The organism is Alcaligenes aquatilis (genome assembly GCF_003076515.1).
GTDB classification, from domain to species: Bacteria; Pseudomonadota; Gammaproteobacteria; order Burkholderiales; family Burkholderiaceae_B; genus Alcaligenes; species Alcaligenes aquatilis.
In genome coordinates, this window is the sequence record NZ_CP022390.1 from 2,984,572 (window position 1) to 3,002,511 (window position 17,940).

Genomic DNA, 17,940 nt, shown 5'->3' on the forward strand with positions numbered 1-17,940 from the left:
ACAAAGAAATGGTTCTGCCAGGCGACAACATTTCGATGAAAGTGTCCCTGATCGCTCCTATCGCCATGGAAGAAGGTCTGCGCTTCGCTATTCGCGAAGGCGGCCGTACCGTTGGCGCTGGCGTGGTTGCAAAAATCATCAAGTAATAAGCCTTGATCGCGGTGTGAAGGTGCAAACCTTCCCGCCGCGTCTTTGCTACCCCCAAAAGGGGTGCTTTTTAGTCAGAGTTTCTTCGAGCAATTGATAAGCTCAGTCAAAAAGCCCCCACTTATATCGTTCTTTAGGATTACCCATGAAAAACCAGAAAATCCGCATCCGTCTGAAGGCTTACGATTACAAGTTGATCGATCAGTCTGCTGCTGAGATCGTAGAAACCGCCAAGCGCACCGGCGCTGTTGTTCGTGGTCCAGTACCACTGCCAACACGTATCCGTCGCTACGACATTCTGCGTTCGCCGCACGTCAACAAGACATCGCGCGATCAGTTTGAAATGCGTACCCACCAGCGCTTGATGGACATTGTCGATCCTACCGACAAGACCGTCGACGCTCTGATGCGTCTGGATTTGCCAGCCGGTGTTGACGTCGAAATCGCTCTGCAGTAATTCTGCCTAGCTGTTCGAGATACATCGAAAGAAACGCCATGCAACTGCATGGCGTTTTTTTTCGTCTGTAGATTTGTTTCTGATGTAGAAGCGGATGCCGCGATTGCTCGATTCCCCTAAAAAGGACGATAGCCTTGCTCTTTGCCTCTTCGTGGCGCATTCATCACAGCATTGCTATTGGATAAAGGGGGGTTTGGTATATTTTTTACGACCGGACACACTTTGACCCGGAAACAAATGCGACGATGTGCAGGCTTTAAGGAGGACAAGAATGATAAATCGGAGACGAAAGCCGTTCCTGGCCTGGTGGTATTTCCTGGCACTCTGGCTATGTCTGTGGGCAAGCAGTGCATCAGCGCAAGTGTGTGCGGACGACAAACCCATACGGCTGGCTGATCTGAGCTGGGAAAGCGCAGCGTTTAGCACTGAGCTGTATCAGCAGATTCTGGAGAAGGCCTACGGCTGCAAGACGGAACGGGTGCCGGGTTCTTCGGCGGCTCTGGAAAGTGCCTTAGCTCAGAATGATATTCAGGTGATTGGCGAGATCTGGTCAGGACGCACAGAGATCATTGAAAAAGCCATTGAAGCCGGTCAGGTTCAGGTGCTGGGCAATACCTTAAAAGGCGGGGCTGAGCAGGGCTGGTATGTGCCAGACTATGTAGTCGATGGCGACTCTGCCAAGGGAATCAAGCCAGTGGCTCCTGATCTGCAGAAAGTTGAGGATTTGGGACGCTACGCCGCCGTCTTTAGTGATCCGGAGCAACCTGACAAGGGCCGCTTCTATAACTGTCCGTCCGGCTGGGTGTGTGAAACGTTCAATAGCCGCCTATTTGATCTTTATGGCCTGGGCGAACACTATCAGAATTTCCGACCCGGTACGGGTGCGGCGCTGGATGCGGCAATCAGTGCCGCCTATGACAGACGTGAGCCAATCCTGTTCTATTACTGGCAGCCTGCGGGCCTGATGGCGAAATACTCCTTCAAGAAGTTAGCCAGTGCGCCTTTCAATGAAACCTGCTGGAAGGCGGCTGTCTCAGGCAAGGGCGAGATTTGTCCTACGGATTTCATCTTGGCCAATATAGGGGTTGCGGTTTCCACCCCTTTCGTGGAGTCTCACCCCGAGCTGGTGGCCTTGTTTGAAAAGATCCAGTTGGAGCCAGAGCAGATGAACCAGATCATTTTGGGCATGACGGAAGGTGGGCAGAACGCCAGCACGCAGGTACAAAAATTCCTGAAAGAGAATGCAGAGCAATGGCGTCAGTGGATGCCAATGGCCCAGGCAGATCGCTTGCAGGCAGCTTTGGAACCTCAGTCAATACAGCCGGTAGCCGCAGCGCAGTCCCGCTTCTTCCCGGAGTGGTCAGCTGCAGATTGGGTGAATCGTCAGTTGTTGGTTGCCGTGCAAGATTGGGGGACAGGCTTTCGCCAGATCAGTTCGTGGATTCTGACATATGCCATCTTGCCGGTAGAACGCGCTTTGCAACAGGTGCCTGCCTGGGCGATTCTGGCTTTGACCGGCTTGTTGGCCTGGTGGGGACAGCGTCGCTTTCTGCCCGTTTTGCTGTATGTGGGGGGCTTGTACTTGATAGGCGCCATGGGCCTGTGGGACAAGCTGATGCAAACTTTCACCCTGGTTTTGGTGGCAACTGTTTTCTCTGTCCTGATCGGTGTCCCGGTGGGTATTCTGAGTGCCCGCAGCCGTCTGCTTAGAAAAGTGCTGACGCCTGTGCTGGATGTCATGCAGACCATGCCCAGCTTCGTGTATCTGATTCCGGTGCTGATGTTGTTTGGCCTAGGTAAAGTACCTGCGGTTCTTGCCACTGTTGTGTATGCCGTTCCTCCCTTGATTCGCCTGACCAGTTTGGGCTTGCAACAGGTGGACAAGCATGTGATGGAGGCGGCACAAGCCTATGGGGTTACGCGTTGGCAAATGCTGATTAAAGTGACCCTGCCTCTGGCACGTCCCAGCATTATGGCGGGCATTAATCAAACTACGATGATGGCACTGTCCATGGTGGTGGTCGCTTCCATGATTGGCGCCCAAGGTTTGGGTGAAGACGTACTGGCCGGCATTCAGACCCTGGATATAGGGCGTGGCTTGCAGGCGGGAGTAGCGATCGTGATCCTGGCTATTGTTATTGACCGAATCTCTCAATCCTTTGGTCGCTCCCAGCGTCATCGTCGCAAGGTCAGGAGGCAAGCATGAATACCATACCTACCCCCTCGGGCGAGCAGACCTGCAAGATAGAGTTGCGAGATGTCTATAAAGTCTTTGGCAGCCGGGCGACGGAAGCGGTGGCGTTGTTAAAGCAGGGGGCCGACAAACAGGCCGTACAAAAGCAGACGGATTGCATTGTGGGGCTGGCAGGTGTGGATGCCTGTTTTCCTGCGCAGCAGATTTCCTGCGTGATGGGCTTATCCGGTTCAGGTAAATCCACCCTGGTGCGTCACATTAACCGCCTGATCGATCCAAGCGCCGGGCAGGTGTTGGTAGACGGGCAGGACATATTGCAGCTGGACTTGGCCCGCTTGCGGCAATTTCGCCGCTATGGAATCAGCATGGTCTTTCAGGCCTTTGGTTTGCTGCCCCATTTAACAGTGGTGGAGAACGTTGCTTTCGGCCTTGAGGTACGGGGCGACAAACGCTCGCAAGCCAGGGAGCAGGCTCGGCAATGGTTGGAGCGTGTGGGTTTGCACGACTATGCCGATAACTACCCCGATGAATTGTCAGGGGGGATGCAGCAACGGGTCGGTCTGGCACGTGCCTTGGCTGTGGATGCCGACATCCTGCTGATGGACGAGGCCTTCTCGGCGCTGGACCCCTTGATTCGCTACGAGATGCAGGACGAGCTGTTACGCCTGCAAAGCAGCCTGAACAAAACCATCATCTTTATTACGCATGATATTGATGAGGCATTGCGCTTGGGTCAGCATATTGTGGTGTTGCGCGAGGGCAGGGTGGAACAAAGCGGTACTCCGGCTCAAATTCGTGATGAACCAGTGAACGAATACGTCGCCCGTTTTGTGAATAAGGCACATCAATAGAAAATTGATCATGAATCAATTTTTCTGATCGTGACTGCATAGCCACGACGGCCAAATCCGAAAAAACTGTTGTCAATCAAGCAGTTTAGGGCAGATTTTTGCAGTAAATCTTGCTTGGCTTTACAGCCGCGTGCTATATTTACTAGCTTAGCCAAAAAGTTTTGGCTATGGTCGTCGCGCAAATCATTGCGTGTACTCTCAGTTAGCCCTGACCAATCGTAGTCAGGAATGGAGAAAACGATGTCGAACTCGACACCTACGCCTGCCGCGTGGCGGCTGGGCCTTGTTGGGCGTAAAGTTGGCATGACCCGTGTGTTTACAGAGGAAGGCGAGTCCATCCCTGTGACCGTGCTGGACGTGTCCAACAACCGCATCACCCAGGTCAAGACGCCCGCAGTTGACGGTTACGCCGCTGTACAGGTTGCCTTTGGCACCCGTCGTGCAACACGCGTTACCAAGCCCCAGGCAGGGCACTATGCAAAAGCTGGCGTTGAAGCTGGCAGCATCCTGAAAGAATTCCGCCTCGACCCCGCTGCTATCGCCGAGCTTTCCGCCGGTTCCGTAGTTGCTGTGGAAAGCATTTTCGAAGCGGGTCAGAAGGTTGACGTTACGGGCACTACGATTGGTAAAGGCTTTGCCGGTACCATCAAACGCCACAATTTTGGCGGCCAGCGTAACAGCCACGGTAACTCGCGCTCGCACCGCGTACCCGGTTCCATTGGTCAAGCCCAGGATCCAGGCCGTGTGTTCAAAGGTAAAAAAATGTCGGGCCATATGGGTGATGTTACCCGTACGGTTCAGAATCTTGACGTGATCCGCGTCGACGCCGAGCGTGGCTTGTTGTTGGTCCGGGGCGCTGTCCCAGGTCACAAGAATGCCAATATCGTTGTGCGCCCTGCTGTGAAAGGAGCCTAATCCATGGAACTGAAGCTCCTGAACGAACAAGGCCAAGCTGCATCCACATTGCAGGCCAACGAAACCGTTTTCGGTCGTGAATTCAACGAAGCTCTGGTTCACCAGATCGTTGTTGCATACCAGTCCAATGCTCGCAGCGGTAACAGCAAGCAATTGACTCGTGCCGAAGTCAACCACAGCACCAAAAAGCCATGGCGCCAAAAAGGCACTGGCCGTGCTCGTGCTGGTATGACATCCTCGCCCGTGTGGCGTGGAGGCGGTCGTGCATTCCCCAACACCGGTGAAGAAAACTACACGCACAAGGTCAACAAGAAGATGTACCGCGCCGGTATCAGCGCGATTCTGTCTCAGTTGGTCCGTGACGAGCGTCTGTTGGTTGTTGATTCCTTCACTCTGGAAGCACCCAAGACTCGTCTGGCAGCCAACAAGCTGAAAGACCTGGGCCTGGAATCCGTGCTGATCATCACCGACGCGCTGGACGAGAACGTGTACTTGGCTACGCGTAACCTGCCTCACGTTGCTGTGGTTGAGCCACGCTACGCTGACCCGCTGTCCCTGATCCACTACAAAAAAGTGTTGGTCACCAAAGCGGCTGTCGCTCAGTTTGAGGAGATGTTGGGATGAACGCCGAACGTCTATTGCAAGTCATTCTGGCTCCTGTCGTGACTGAAAAAGCCACGTACGTTGCCGAAAAAAATCAGCAAATCGCTTTCCGCGTCGCTCCTGATGCTACCAAGCCTGAAATCAAAGCTGCTATTGAACTGCTGTTCAAGGTAGAAGTTGAGTCGGTGCAGGTGCTCAATCAGAAGGGCAAAGAAAAGCGCTTTGGCCGTTTCATGGGTCGCCGCCGCAGTGTGCGCAAGGCATATGTCTCGCTCAAGCCCGGTCAGGAACTCGACTTTTCTGAGGTGAACTAATATGGCATTGGTAAAAGTAAAACCAACGTCGCCAGGTCGCCGTGGCATGATCAAAGTAGTTCACCCTGAACTGCACAAAGGCGCTCCTTACGCGGCTTTGCTGGAAAAGAAATCCAGCAGTGCTGGCCGTAACAACAACGGCCACATCACGGTTCGTCACCGTGGCGGCGGTCACAAGCAGCACTACCGTATTGTCGACTTCCGTCGCAACAAAGACGGTATTCCTGCGAAAGTAGAACGTCTGGAATACGACCCTAACCGCAGCGCTCACATCGCATTGGTGTGCTACGCAGACGGCGAGCGTCGTTACATCATCGCCCCTCGTGGTCTGGCAGTGGGTGCAACGGTTGTCTCTGGCGCGGAAGCTCCTATCCGTTCCGGCAACACTTTGCCTATCCGCAACATTCCTGTGGGTCAAACCATTCACTGCATCGAGATGCTGCCTGGTAAGGGTGCTCAAATCGCTCGTTCCGCTGGTGGTTCCGCTGTGTTGCTGGCTCGTGAAGGCACGTACGCTCAAGTACGTCTGCGTTCCGGTGAAGTTCGCCGCATCCACATCGACTGCCGCGCCACGATTGGCGAAGTCAGCAACCACGATCACAGCCTGCGTCAAATCGGTAAAGCCGGTGCTGTTCGCTGGCGTGGTATTCGTCCTACCGTTCGCGGTGTGGCGATGAACCCAGTCGATCACCCGCACGGTGGTGGTGAAGGTCGTACGGGTGAAGGCCGTGAGCCAGTCAGCCCATGGGGTACGCCTGCCAAGGGCTACCGCACCCGTCGTAACAAGCGCACAGACAACATGATTGTTTCGCGCCGTAAGCGCAAGTAAGGGGCGAACACTATGTCACGTTCGATTAAAAAAGGCCCATTCGTTGATGCTCACCTGATCAAAAAGGTTGACGCAGCCGTTGTGGGTAACGACAAGCGACCAATCAAAACCTGGTCGCGCCGCTCTACCATCCTGCCCGAGTTCATTGGGCTGACGATTGCCGTTCACAATGGCCGTCAACACATTCCCGTTTACATCAACGAGAACATGGTTGGCCACAAGCTCGGCGAGTTCGCTTTGACCCGTACGTTCAAGGGTCACGCTGCGGACAAAAAGGCCCGGAGATAAGTGATGGAAACTACAGCAATTATTCGTGGAGTCCATATTTCGGCGCAAAAAGCACGTCTGGTTGCGGACATGGTCCGCGGCAAGTCCGTCGCTCACGCTCTGAATACGCTGACTTTCACTCCTAAGAAAGCCGCTGGCATCATCAAGAAAGCTCTGGAATCGGCTATTGCCAACGCTGAGCACAATGACGGCGCCGATATCGACGAACTGAAAGTCACCTCCATTTACGTGGACAAGGCTCAGTCGTTGAAGCGTTTTTCTGCACGAGCCAAAGGCCGCGGTAACCGTATTGAGAAGCAGACTTGCCACATTGTGGTCAAAGTCGGCGCTTAAGGAGTCACAATGGGACAGAAAATCCACCCAATTGGGTTCCGCCTGGCTGTTAACCGTAACTGGAGCTCGCGTTGGTACGCTGACGGTGCTGAGTTCGGTACGATGTTGGCTGATGACATCCGTGTGCGCGAATACCTGAAACGCAAGCTGAAAAGCGCGTCCGTTGGCCGTGTGGTCATCGAGCGTCCTGCCAAAAATGCTCGCATCACTATTTACTCGGCTCGTCCTGGTGTAGTGATCGGCAAGCGCGGCGAGGACATCGAAAGCCTGAAGGCTGACCTGCAGCGACTGTTGGGCGTGCCCGTGCACGTTAACATCGAAGAAATTCGCAAACCTGAAACCGACGCTCAACTGATCGCCGACTCCATTGCTCAGCAATTGGAAAAGCGCATTATGTTCCGTCGTGCGATGAAGCGTTCCATGCAAAACGCCATGCGTCTGGGTGCCCAAGGCATCAAGATCATGAGCTCGGGTCGCTTGAACGGCATCGAAATCGCTCGTACCGAATGGTACCGCGAAGGCCGTGTGCCTCTGCACACCCTGCGCGCTAACATCGATTACGGCACTTCCGAAGCGCACACGACGTACGGGATCATCGGTATCAAGGTCTGGGTCTACAAGGGCGACATGCTGCCTAACGGCGAAATGCCTGTTGACACCGTAGCCCCTGAAGAGCGCCGCCCACGTCGTCCACGTGGTGACCGCCCTGAAAACCGCCGTCCAGGTGGTCGTGGCCGCGGTCCTCGTAAAGACGCTGCTCCTGCTGCGTCCGAAGGAGAATAAAACATGCTGCAACCTTCTCGCAGAAAGTACCGCAAAGAGCACAAAGGCCGTAATACCGGTCTGGCAACTCGCGGTGCGCAAGTTTCGTTTGGCGAATTTGGTCTGAAAGCCACTGACCGTGGCCGTCTGACTGCTCGCCAGATCGAAGCAGCACGTCGTGCAATTAACCGTCACATCAAACGTGGTGGCCGCATCTGGATCCGTATCTTCCCCGATAAGCCAATTTCGCAGAAACCTGCCGAAGTTCGTATGGGTAACGGTAAGGGTAATCCAGAGTTCTGGGTCGCTGAGATTCAACCAGGCAAGGTCCTGTACGAAATGGAAGGTGTTAGCGAAGAGCTGGCACGCGAGGCATTCCGTCTGGCCGCTGCCAAGCTGCCTATCTCGACGACGTTCGTAACGCGTCAGATCGGTGCTTAAGGAGACGTCATGAAAGCCAGCGAACTCCGTACTAAAGATGCCGCCGAGCTCCAGAAAGAGCTCGAGAGCCTGTTGAAAGCACAATTTAACCTGCGCATGCAGCGTGCTACTCAACAGCTTTCCAACACCAGCCAATTGGGCAAAGTACGTCGCGACATCGCTCGCGTCCGTACTGTCATGGCTGAGACCGCAGGAAAGTAAGATGAGCGAAACTCAAACTACCGAAAAACGTCAACGTACCCTGATTGGTCAAGTTGTCAGCAACAAGATGGACAAAACTGTCGTCGTTCTGGTTGAACGCCGCGTTAAACATCCTTTGTATGGCAAGATCATCGTGCGCTCCAATAAGTACAAAGCGCATGACGAGACCAACCAGTGCAACGAAGGCGATACCGTTGAGATTACCGAAGGTCGTCCTATCAGCCGCAGCAAGTCCTGGACTGTTGTGCGTTTGATCGAAGCAGCCCGCGTGATCTAAACGCTTGCTCAGATGCCAGGCTCCGGTCTGGCTCTGGTAAGTCAAAAAACCCCGATCTGTTTACAGATTGGGGTTTTTTTATGCCCGGCTGTTTGCCGACGGGTGCTGGAAGATCAGGATGACCGTATGGTGTGCGTGGTGCTGGCATGAAGGCTGGAACTAGCGTGTGTTTTTGAGTGCCCGTGGGATTCACTCCTGCCTGGGCAGCAGGGCATCTTGCGCAGGACATTGACTCGACCCTCTGGTTCGAGCCATTTACCCGCGTAGATGATTGGGCTGAAAACAGAGGCTAGTTGCCGCCGTAAGTCGTACTCGAGACTTAGCCACGTGGTTCCTGTTTGCGCCATTGTGCCGGGCTGATACCGACACTGCGCCTGAACGCAGCGCTAAAGGCTGCTGCAGAGCTGTAGCCGATACGTTCGGCAATCTGCTCCATGGTCAGCCCTTGCTCCAACTGGCGTTTGGCCAACTGCATGCGTAGCTGCAACAGGACCTGGGCCGGTGCCATCCCGCAGAGCAGGGTAAAGCGCCGGTGAAAGGCCGCACGTGACATATTCAGGTAGGCGGCCATATCGTCCACCGACCAGGCTTTGGCAGGCTCACGCAATAGTTGCTCGATCAAGCCACCAAACGCAGGATCGCTAGCCAGATGAATCAAGCCGGCAGGCAGGGCTCCGTCGGCGGGTGCCTGCCCGATTTGCTGACGCAAGGTATAGAACAACAACAGCTCCACCAGCTTCTCCAGCAGGCTGGAATTAGCTTGTGGCTGACGTCGCATCTCGGCCTGAATCAAGTCCAGCAAGGGACGCCCCGAATCCGCATCCGCCTGCGAACCATCAATCAGCAAGACATCCGGCACCGTTGCCAGTAGCAACTCGCTCAAACCACGGCCTAGATCCAGGAAGCCACAGAGCAAGCCCGTGCTCTGTGGCACTTGTGGCTCCAGATTCTGCATGGCTTGCCGCTGTATGGCCACATTCCAGTTCGGCGGCGTGGGTGAAGAGCTTAGGCGATGGGGCACATCACGCAAGAAGAACACCGCATCACCCGCCTGCAAGGCCAAGGCTTCCTGATGCTGAATATGTAGCCAGCACGGTCCATGCAAGACCACATGAAAGCCTGCCCGTTGATGCCCGTGCAGGCTGCTTTCCCATTGATTGCAGTATTGCCCCAAGTGAAACAGGCTGGCGGAGATCTCCAGCCCGGACAAGAGCAGATCCTCCACAGGGTGTCCGGTGTCTTTGGAATCAACGGCGCAATGGCTGTCAGGAAAGGCAGAGTGGCTCATGCAGAAAATATGCTTATTTCTTTTCGTGGATATTTTTAATATGAATACCGCTATGTTCGCACATGGAGATAAGGCGTCAGGCAATCGACAATGAAACCTTCTCGGATTAACTAAGGAATTGTCGCCATCATGACCCGCTTAACCTTGCATACTGTGGACTCCGCACCAGAGGTGGTCAAACCAGCCCTTGAAAAAGCGGTACGTGGTAGCGGCTTTTTGTCCAATTTGCTGGCTATTTTGGCCAATGCGCCCGTTGCCTTGCAAGCCTATCAGGATATGTCCGCCCTGAATGCCACCGCCAGCCTGTCGCTGGTCGAGCGCGAGGTGGTGCAACTGGTCGCTGGCACCACTCATGGTTGCCGCTTCTGCGTGGCTGGTCACACCGCCATTGCGACCAATAAAGCCAAGCTGGACCCGGAAATCCTGGCTGCCTTGCGTGCGCGTGGCTTTGACCAGATCAACGACGAGCGCCTGCAGGCTCTGGCTTTGTTTAGCCGTGCGGTGATTGATACCCGTGGTCAGGTGTCGGATCAGGCTCTGGCCGATTTCCGCGCAGCCGGTTACGGCGACCAGCAGGCGTTGGAAGTGATTACCGGCATTGGTTTGGCGACGATCTGCAACTTTGCCAATAATCTGGCCCGTACGCCGCTCAATAGCCAGCTGGAGGCCTACGCATGGGAAACGCCCTAAAGCGTGCTGAGCAGCCTGCGCTGGCCTCAGAGCGTCCTGTTTTGTCGCGCGGCTTGGCACAGTGGCTGGAAGAGCATGCCCTGTCACTGGACAGCGATGCGTCCCAGGCACAGGCCTTGCTGCCTCGCCTGGCACAAGACGGTTTGTTGGGTCTGGGCCTGAAAGCAGACTTTTCTGACTTCGGTGATGCCGTTCAATCTATCGTGGAAGTGGCCGAGCATTCGCTGACAGCGGGTTTTGTCCTGTGGAGCCAGCGTACGTTCATTGAATACCTGCGCGACGTTCAGGACCCTGCCATGCGTGAGCGCTATTTGCCGGGTTTGCTGGACGGCAGTATTGCCGGTGCGACGGGCCTGTCCAATGCCATCAAGTTTTTGGGTGGTATTGAAGAGCTGCAAGTGCGTGCCCAGCCCGAACAAGGGCAATGGCAGTTTGAAGGCCGCTTGCCCTGGATTACTAATCTGCGCCCCGATCATTGCCTGGTCGCCATTGTGGCCGCCATGCCCGAGGATCAGGCCGGCATTTGGGTGGCAGAGCTGGGCGATCCAGGATTGGAGCGTTCGGCGGATCTGGATCTGGTCGGACTGCGTGGCAGCAATACCGCAGCCTTGACGTTCAATACCGTGCGTCTGGGACAGGAGCGTTTGCTGCATCCCGATGCGGGTCACTTTGTGCGCTCGGTGCGCCCTCGTTTCATGGCACTGCAATGCGGCATGGCCATGGGGCTGGCACGTCGTTCCTTGAAGCAAGTGCTGGCGGCGCCACGCTGCCAATGGGTACAGGAACAGCCCGCCCGCCGCTTCCTGGATCGTGTGCAGGAATTGTCGGATGTGCTGGTTGATGCCGTACGTAAACCCGGCTCGGCTACGCCGCCTGATCTGTTCAACGTCCGTATCGAGTTAAGCAGTCTGGCGTCGCAGGCCGTGGCTTTGGAAAGCTCCGCCATTGGTGGGGCCACCTATATGCAAGGCAAGCATCCCCAATTGCTGCGCCGTTATCGGGAAGCCATGCTGGTGCCTTTGATTTCGCCCACCGTGGCGCAACTGAAAGCTGAACTTGGGCAGGATGCTGTATGAGTTCCGCCGCCCCCCTGCATACCGATTCTGAAGAGGCCGGGCTTTTGTCCGCACGGGGGATCAGCCTGGCCTACGGTGGCCAGACTATCTTGCAGAACCTGGACTTGAATGTGGCTGCGGGTGAGATCGTGGCGTTGCTGGGGCCTAGTGGAGTCGGCAAGTCCTCCTTGTTGCGAGTCCTGGCCGGTTTGCAGACTCCCACACTGGGTGAGGTTTCTTTTCTGGGGCAAGCTGTGCGCGGAGTTCATCCTGCTTTGGCGATGGCGTTTCAAGAAGCCATTCTCTTGCCGTGGCTGAATGTGCAGGCCAATACCGGCTTTGGCCTGGGCTTTGCTCGTCAGCCTTGCGTATCCGCCGCAGAGCGCCGCCAGCGCGTTGAACAGGCGCTGCGTCAGGTCGGTTTATATGAAAGCCGCCACCAGCGTCCCGGTGCCTTGTCGGGTGGGATGGCACAGCGTGTTGCCATTGCGCGTTGTCTGGCTCGACGTCCGCAAGTCTTGTTGATGGATGAGCCTTTTGGTGCGCTGGACGAGGTGACCCGCCGTCAGATGCAAGAGCTGATTCTGTCGATACGCGATCAGACCGGCTGCGCCATTGTGCTGGTCACTCACGATATTGATGAGGCGCTCTTGCTGGCAGACCGTGCCCTGCTTTTAGGGGGCCGTCCTGCCAGTTTGCAGCGGGAATGGAGCTGCCCGGCCCATCCCCGATCTCATCTGGACAACTGGCTTCAGACCATACGCCTGGAAATTGTGGCCAATCTGGAGCAAAGCCTCTCCCAGGCGGTTCACGCCTCTGTTTCGTAAGGTGCTCTTTATGATTGAATCTCCTACGTCCCGTACCCGTCGCGACTTGCTGAAACTGGCGTCCTTGCTGACGGTAGCGGGTGCCGCGCCCTTGCTGGCTCAAGGCGTTGCCCGTGCACAAAGCGAGTCGAATGCGCCTTTGCGTATCGGCTATTTGCCGATTACTGATGCTACCGCCATGTTGGTCGCGCATCACAATGGATACTTTGAAGAAGCTGGCATTGCGGTGGAAAAGCCTGTGATGGTGCGCAGCTGGGCGCAACTGGTTGAGGCCTTTATCTCTGGTCAGGTCAACCTGGTGCACTTGCTCTCGCCCATGACGGTGTGGGCGCGTTATGGCAGCAAAGTGCCTGCCAAAGTGGTGGCCTGGAATCACATGAGTGGCTCTGCCATCACGGTGGCGCAGAACATCAGTTCGGCTGAACAATTGGGTGGGCAGACGGTGGCCATTCCTTTCTGGTATTCCATTCATAACGTGGTCTTGCAGCATGTGCTCAAAGCACATGGCCTGACGCCGGTCGTGAAAAACGCCGGTGCGCTGGCACCCAATGAGGTCAATCTGGTGGTGATGGCTCCTGCCGATATGCCCCCGGCTTTGGCGTCGGGGCGGATTGCCGGTTTCACCGTAGCTGAACCCTTCAATGCCTTGGCAGAAACCCAGGGAATGGGCCGCATTTTGCGTTTTACCGGTGACGTTTGGCGCGATCACGCCTGTTGCGTGGCCTTCATGCACGAGCAGGATTTGCAGACTCGCCCCCAATGGTCGCAAGGTGTGGTGGAGGGTCTGGTCAAGGCGCAGATCTGGATACGGAGCAACCGTGCCGAGGCGGCTCAAATCCTGTCGCGTGAAGGAGGCAACCGTTATACCCCGCACACTCAGGAAAATCTTTTGAAAGTGCTATCCCCGGACCCGGCTGATCGCGCTCAATACGTGAAGTCTGGTGTGATTCGTCACCCGGACTGGGACGACCAGCGCATTGATTTTCAACCCTATCCCTTCCCCAGCTACACCGAGTCTTTGGTGAAAATGCTGCAAGGGACCTTGATCCAGGGCGAGCGTGGTTTTCTGGAAGGATTGTCTCCTGAACACGTAGCCAGTGATCTGGTGGATGATCGTTTTGTGCGTGCCGCTTTGGAAAAGCAGGGTGGCCTGGCGCAGTTTGGCTTGTCCGAGCAGTACACCCGCAACGAGAGCATTGTTGTATGAGTTTGAGCGCGTCTGCTACTTCTTCCCGTGCGACGCCTGTGACGCAGTCCGAGTCGCGATCGGCTGCGTCTTTGCGACGCCCCAAAATGAATGCCTGGATTGCCAGCACCCTGTGGGGTTTGGGCGGTTTGTTGGCGGGAGTCGTGCTGTGGTACTTGGCCACAGTCTGGTCAAGCAGCCCCTTGATGCAACAGTTTGGGCCTGCCGCCGCGTTTCATAGCCTGCTGGAAATACTGGGCTGGTCGGAGACCTGGATGCACGTCGGCGCCAGCTTGCAGCGTATTTTTGTAGGCTTGGCGATCTCTTTGGGTGTCGGCGTGCCCGCTGGCCTGCTGCTGGGCCTGTCTAATCGGGCTCATGCTGCTTTAACTCCCTTGTTCCAGTTCTTGCGCATGATCTCGCCCCTGTCATGGATGCCCATTGCCGTCATGGCCTTCGGGATTGGGGATGCACCGATTTATTTTCTGCTGGGTGTGGCCGGTGTCTGGCCTGTCTTGCTGAATACGGCTTCGGGTGTACGTCATTTGAATCCGCGCTGGCTGATGCTGGGTCGCAGTCTGGCAGCCACCAAGTTGGAAACGCTTTTGTATTTGATTCTGCCCGGCATTGTTGGCTCGGTGCTGACAGGTAGCCGACTGGCGATTGGTGTCTTATGGATTGTGCTGGTGCCTTGTGAAATGCTGGGCGTATCAGCCGGTTTGGGTTACCTGATTCTGGATACGCGTGATCGCATGGCGTATTCCGAATTGATGGCCGTAATTGTCCTGATTGGTCTGATTGGCTATCTGCTGGATAGTGCTTTGCGAGCCTTGTTTGCGGCTTTGGGACAGCGTTAAAAACATACGCTTGCCCTTCGACCTCATGGAGGGTGAGGCAGTTGACTGCTCAGTGCTTTCAAGAAGTGCAGGGTAGGAAAATGACCACGGAACCTGCCGTTTCACACTTTTGCTGCATCGCTCGTTAACGGTGGTGTGCGTGTCTGGCGGCTGTTGCAGAAGCACCGGAATACCGAATAGAAAGGCCCTCAACAAGACATGTTGAGGGCCTTTTCATGTTCATCTTGGTGCAGCTATTACTCTAGGGACGGCGGGTTCAGGCAGCGACTAGCGTACTATCCGCATCCTGTTCAATCGCGGCACGTGGACTGAGCTGATCAATCAACTCGCCATACCAGGACAAAGTCGTGCCCAAGGTGGCGACCTGGCCAATTACCAAAATGCAGGGGCTGGCAAACTGATGCTGCTGTGCATCCTGGGCAATACTTTCCAGTGTGGACAGCAAGGTGCGTTGTTCAGGGCGCGAGCCATTTTCAATCAAGGCGCAGGGCGTAGTGGCATTACGGCCACGCTGCACCAGCTCATGGCTAAAGCCCAGGATTTGCTGCAAACCCATGTACACAGCCACTGTCTGGCTGGTATCGAGCAGCGGGTTCCAATCGTCGATACCGTGACCGCTTTTGCGGTGTGCTGTCACGAACTGCACGGACTGGGCGTGATCGCGGTGTGTCAGGGGAATGCCGCTGTAAGCCGCGCATGCGATGGCAGCCGTAATACCGGGTACTACTTCAAACGCGATACCGTGCTTAGCCAGATATTCCAGCTCTTCACCGCCGCGACCAAAAATAAAGCCATCGCCGCCTTTCAGGCGCACCACGGTTTGACCGGCGCGGGCGTGTTCAATCATCAGCTGATGAATACGGTTCTGAGTTTGATGATGGTCTTCGCCCAACTGTTTGCCGACAAAAATGCGGTGCGCATCGCGACGGGCCAGCTCCATCACCTGATCGGATACCAGCCTATCGTACAGAATCACATCGGCACGATTCAGTGCGCGCAAGGCGTGCAGCGTCAGCAGACCAGGATCTCCAGGACCGGCTCCCACCAGAATCACACGGCCTTGTGTGGCACGGGGCGATTCAGGCTGTTGCAGTGCGCTTTCCAGGCTAAGGCGTGCCTGTTCATTTTGGTGGCTGCGTAGTGCCGCACCCACCGGGCCATCCAGCAGCCAGTCGTAGAAACGGCGGCGCGCACCCAGCTCGGGGCGAGCGCGTCGAATGGCACTGCGGTATTCCTGTGCCAGACGGCTGATCGCACCCAGGCTGTGGTCCAACATGGTTTCCAATTGCTCCCGTACTCGCCGTGCCAACATGGGGGCTGATCCAGCCGAGGAAATCGCAATAATCAGCGGTGAACGATCCACAATGGCAGGTACCTGAAAACTGGACAATTCGGGGTCGTCCACCACATTGACCAGAATGCGCGCTTCTTGTGCGTCCTGGGCAATGACCTGGTTTACGTCTCGCTTGTCGGTTGCGGCAATAATCAGCCAGGCCCCTTGCAGATGTGGGGCCTGATAGCGCTCCCGAATCAGGGTGATGCGCCCTTGTTTGGCCAGCTCTTGCAGACTGTCCACTACATAGGGGGCGACCAGTGTCACCTGGGCACCGGCAGCCAGAACCAGACGTACTTTGCGTTCGGCGATTTCTCCACCGCCGATCACCAGTACGGCGCGCTGCTTCAAGTTGGCGAATAAAGGAAAAAGGTTCATATCAGGCCGGTTGTAAAACCAAAGGAATCAAGCGGCTTGACGGCTCGGCAACGACGCCAGCGCGAACCAGGAAATCACCAAAATGTTCGCCTTCCAGACGCTCGGCAGCGAAGCGGCCAAACAGCTCGTCCAGAATGCTTAGAATCTCAGGTTCATCAATATTCTGGCGATAGATCACGTTCAGGCGTTCGCCGCTGAAGTTCGCCCCCAAACGCAAGTCATAGCGACCCAGGGCACGGCCCACCAGAGCGATTTCACCCAGGTAAGGACGGGCGCAGCCGTTGGGGCAGCCGGAAATACGCAGCACAATGCGTTCGTCACGCAGTTGATACTTGTCCAGCAAGGTTTCCAGCTTGGGCAGCAGGATGGGGGCGTAGCGTTCGCTCTCGGCCATGGCCAGACCGCAAGTTGGCAGAGAAACACAGGCAATCGTGCTGCTGCGTATGCCGCTTTGTGTCTGGTACACATCCAGCTTGTGATCGGCGACCAGCTTGTCGATCTTGGCCTTATCTTCTTCAGGCACATCGGCAATGATCAGGTTCTGGTTGCAGGTCAGGCGGAACTGCCCTTGGTGAATCTTGGCAATTTCACGCATACCCGTCAGCCAGGGACCGACTTCGGTATCCATGATGCGGCCCGAATCGATACGCAGGCTCAGGTGCCAGCGGCCATTGCTGCCTTGGGTCCAGCCGAAGCGGTCGCCATTGTGGTCAAAGTGATAGGGGCGCGAAGGCTCCAGAGTTTGGCCACTGCGGTTTTGCACTTCTTCCAGGAACCAGTCCACACCCAACTTATCCACGGTGTATTTCAGGCGGGCATGACGGCGTTCGTCGCGGTTGCCGTGGTCGCGTTGCGTGGTGATAACGGCTTCGCAAACGGCCAGCAGTTGCTCGGGGCGCACAAAGCCGATCACACTGCCCAGTCGCGGGTAGGTGGTGTCGTCGCCATGAGTGGCACCCATGCCGCCGCCAATGGCGACGTTAAAGCCCAGCAACTGGTTGTTTTCAATAATCGCGATCAGGCCGATGTCCTGCGCAAATACGTCCACATCATTTAAGGGAGGCACGGCAATACCGATCTTGAATTTGCGGGGTAGGTACGTTTTGCCGTAAATCGGTTCAAAGTCTTCGCCATCAATGGCGTCTTCGACTTTTTTGCCGTCCAGCCAGATCTCGGCATAGGCGCGGGTTTTGGGCAAGAAGGTTTCGGAAATCTTGTCAGCCCACTCTTGAACCAGACCGTGCTGCTCGGACAGCAAGGGATTGGTGGCGCTGACCACCTGACGGTTCACGTCGCCGCAGGTAGCCAATGTCGTGGACATGGCCTTGTTAATGGCTTGCAGGGTGGGTTTTAAAAAGGGCTTGCGCACGCCGTGCCATTGAAAGGTCTGACGGGTGGTGATGCGCAGGCCAAACTGGGCCCAGTCACAGGCGATCTGGTCAAAGGCCAACCACTGGGCGGGCGTGACCACACCACCGGGCAAGCGGGCGCGAATCATGAAGCTGAACGCCGGTTCCAGCTTTTGTTTGCGACGCTCTTCGCGTTGGTCGCGGTCGTCTTGCTGATAGCTGCCGTGAAACTTCAGCAGCTTGTTGTCGTCTTCGCTGATGGCGCCGGTAATGGGGTCGGCCAGACCTTCGGTGATGCCCCCGCGCAGATAGCGGCTATCAATTTTGACTTGCTCGATAGCGGCGATTTTCTTAGTTGTCATGTT

At 56.0% G+C, this 17,940-nt stretch carries 22 protein-coding genes; 19 read left to right on the top strand and 3 right to left on the bottom strand.

All coding sequences use genetic code 11. From position 1 onward, the window contains the following. Nucleotides 1-35 precede the first annotated feature (35 nt). The 14 genes from CA948_RS13665 to rpsQ all read left to right on the top strand — a co-directional run bounded on the left by CA948_RS13665 (nucleotide 36) and on the right by rpsQ (nucleotide 8,612). Nucleotides 36-146 (top strand): EF-Tu C-terminal domain-related protein, encoded by a 111-nt coding sequence (locus CA948_RS13665; RefSeq protein WP_420866728.1) that lies wholly within the window; start codon nucleotides 36-38, stop codon nucleotides 144-146. A 146-nt stretch (nucleotides 147-292) separates the two neighbouring features. Further along, nucleotides 293-604: a 30S ribosomal protein S10 gene (rpsJ, locus tag CA948_RS13670; RefSeq protein WP_003803053.1), complete on the top strand. Its 312-nt coding sequence runs from the start codon at nucleotides 293-295 to the stop codon at nucleotides 602-604. A 271-nt stretch (nucleotides 605-875) separates the two neighbouring features. Continuing rightward, the gene (locus tag CA948_RS17945) at nucleotides 876-2,810 is read left to right on the top strand and encodes a glycine betaine ABC transporter substrate-binding protein (protein ID WP_108728301.1); all 1,935 of its coding nucleotides are present in this window, start codon (nucleotides 876-878) and stop codon (nucleotides 2,808-2,810) included. Next, complete coding sequence (locus tag CA948_RS13680) at nucleotides 2,807-3,649, top strand: quaternary amine ABC transporter ATP-binding protein (RefSeq protein WP_108728302.1); 843 nt, start codon at nucleotides 2,807-2,809, stop codon at nucleotides 3,647-3,649. Before CA948_RS17945 ends, CA948_RS13680 begins: the two co-directional genes overlap by 4 nt. A 240-nt stretch (nucleotides 3,650-3,889) precedes the next feature. After that, nucleotides 3,890-4,564 (top strand): 50S ribosomal protein L3, encoded by a 675-nt coding sequence (rplC, locus tag CA948_RS13685; RefSeq protein WP_003803046.1) that lies wholly within the window; start codon nucleotides 3,890-3,892, stop codon nucleotides 4,562-4,564. Nucleotides 4,565-4,567: 3 nt separating this feature from the next. After that, nucleotides 4,568-5,188 carry a 50S ribosomal protein L4 gene (gene rplD / locus CA948_RS13690; protein WP_094198176.1) on the top strand — a complete coding sequence of 207 codons (621 nt, stop codon included), beginning with the start codon at nucleotides 4,568-4,570 and terminating at the stop codon, nucleotides 5,186-5,188. Then, nucleotides 5,185-5,481 carry a 50S ribosomal protein L23 gene (gene rplW, locus CA948_RS13695; RefSeq protein ID WP_003803043.1) on the top strand — a complete coding sequence of 99 codons (297 nt, stop codon included), beginning with the start codon at nucleotides 5,185-5,187 and terminating at the stop codon, nucleotides 5,479-5,481. Before rplD ends, rplW begins: the two co-directional genes overlap by 4 nt. Nucleotide 5,482: 1 nt before the next feature. Continuing rightward, complete coding sequence (gene rplB / locus CA948_RS13700; protein ID WP_042489246.1) at nucleotides 5,483-6,310, top strand: 50S ribosomal protein L2; 828 nt, start codon at nucleotides 5,483-5,485, stop codon at nucleotides 6,308-6,310. A gap of 12 nt (nucleotides 6,311-6,322) precedes the next feature. Beyond that, complete coding sequence (rpsS, locus tag CA948_RS13705) at nucleotides 6,323-6,598, top strand: 30S ribosomal protein S19 (protein WP_003803039.1); 276 nt, start codon at nucleotides 6,323-6,325, stop codon at nucleotides 6,596-6,598. 3 nt (nucleotides 6,599-6,601) lie between these two features. Further along, nucleotides 6,602-6,931: a 50S ribosomal protein L22 gene (gene rplV, locus CA948_RS13710; protein ID WP_009462426.1), complete on the top strand. Its 330-nt coding sequence runs from the start codon at nucleotides 6,602-6,604 to the stop codon at nucleotides 6,929-6,931. A gap of 9 nt (nucleotides 6,932-6,940) precedes the next feature. After that, nucleotides 6,941-7,714: a 30S ribosomal protein S3 gene (gene rpsC, locus CA948_RS13715; RefSeq protein WP_003803035.1), complete on the top strand. Its 774-nt coding sequence runs from the start codon at nucleotides 6,941-6,943 to the stop codon at nucleotides 7,712-7,714. Between the two features lie 3 nt (nucleotides 7,715-7,717). Further along, nucleotides 7,718-8,134 carry a 50S ribosomal protein L16 gene (gene rplP, locus CA948_RS13720; RefSeq protein WP_003803033.1) on the top strand — a complete coding sequence of 139 codons (417 nt, stop codon included), beginning with the start codon at nucleotides 7,718-7,720 and terminating at the stop codon, nucleotides 8,132-8,134. A gap of 9 nt (nucleotides 8,135-8,143) precedes the next feature. After that, entirely contained in the window at nucleotides 8,144-8,335 is a 192-nt protein-coding gene (gene rpmC, locus CA948_RS13725) for a 50S ribosomal protein L29 (RefSeq protein WP_003803032.1), read from the top strand. A 1-nt stretch (nucleotide 8,336) separates the two neighbouring features. Continuing rightward, on the top strand, nucleotides 8,337-8,612 hold the full coding sequence (gene rpsQ / locus CA948_RS13730) for a 30S ribosomal protein S17 (protein ID WP_094198175.1): 276 nt from the start codon (nucleotides 8,337-8,339) through the stop codon (nucleotides 8,610-8,612). Nucleotides 8,613-8,931: 319 nt separating this feature from the next. Here the strand turns inward: rpsQ and CA948_RS13735 are convergent, their stop codons facing one another. Further along, on the bottom strand, nucleotides 8,932-9,900 hold the full coding sequence (locus CA948_RS13735) for an AraC family transcriptional regulator (RefSeq protein ID WP_108728303.1): 969 nt from the start codon (nucleotides 9,898-9,900) through the stop codon (nucleotides 8,932-8,934). A gap of 129 nt (nucleotides 9,901-10,029) precedes the next feature. On the opposite strand from CA948_RS13735, the gene CA948_RS13740 reads away from it, so the two are divergent. The 5 genes from CA948_RS13740 to CA948_RS13760 all read left to right on the top strand — a co-directional run bounded on the left by CA948_RS13740 (nucleotide 10,030) and on the right by CA948_RS13760 (nucleotide 14,515). Next, nucleotides 10,030-10,590, top strand: a complete 561-nt coding sequence (locus CA948_RS13740; RefSeq protein WP_094198173.1) for a carboxymuconolactone decarboxylase family protein — start codon at nucleotides 10,030-10,032, stop codon at nucleotides 10,588-10,590. Next, on the top strand, nucleotides 10,575-11,666 hold the full coding sequence (locus CA948_RS13745) for an acyl-CoA dehydrogenase family protein (RefSeq protein WP_108728304.1): 1,092 nt from the start codon (nucleotides 10,575-10,577) through the stop codon (nucleotides 11,664-11,666). The genes CA948_RS13740 and CA948_RS13745 overlap by 16 nt, the downstream gene beginning before the upstream one ends. After that, on the top strand, nucleotides 11,663-12,472 hold the full coding sequence (locus CA948_RS13750; protein ID WP_108728305.1) for an ABC transporter ATP-binding protein: 810 nt from the start codon (nucleotides 11,663-11,665) through the stop codon (nucleotides 12,470-12,472). Before CA948_RS13745 ends, CA948_RS13750 begins: the two co-directional genes overlap by 4 nt. Nucleotides 12,473-12,482: 10 nt before the next feature. After that, nucleotides 12,483-13,679 (top strand): ABC transporter substrate-binding protein, encoded by a 1,197-nt coding sequence (locus tag CA948_RS13755; protein ID WP_108728306.1) that lies wholly within the window; start codon nucleotides 12,483-12,485, stop codon nucleotides 13,677-13,679. Nucleotides 13,680-13,765: 86 nt separating this feature from the next. After that, nucleotides 13,766-14,515 (top strand): ABC transporter permease, encoded by a 750-nt coding sequence (locus CA948_RS13760; protein WP_108728307.1) that lies wholly within the window; start codon nucleotides 13,766-13,768, stop codon nucleotides 14,513-14,515. A 256-nt stretch (nucleotides 14,516-14,771) separates the two neighbouring features. Here the strand turns inward: CA948_RS13760 and cysG are convergent, their stop codons facing one another. Beyond that, nucleotides 14,772-16,226: a siroheme synthase CysG gene (gene cysG / locus CA948_RS13765; protein ID WP_108728308.1), complete on the bottom strand. Its 1,455-nt coding sequence runs from the start codon at nucleotides 16,224-16,226 to the stop codon at nucleotides 14,772-14,774. 1 nt (nucleotide 16,227) lies between these two features. Continuing rightward, the gene (gene cysI, locus CA948_RS13770) at nucleotides 16,228-17,937 is read right to left on the bottom strand and encodes an assimilatory sulfite reductase (NADPH) hemoprotein subunit (RefSeq protein WP_108728309.1); all 1,710 of its coding nucleotides are present in this window, start codon (nucleotides 17,935-17,937) and stop codon (nucleotides 16,228-16,230) included. Nucleotides 17,938-17,940: the final 3 nt, after the last annotated feature.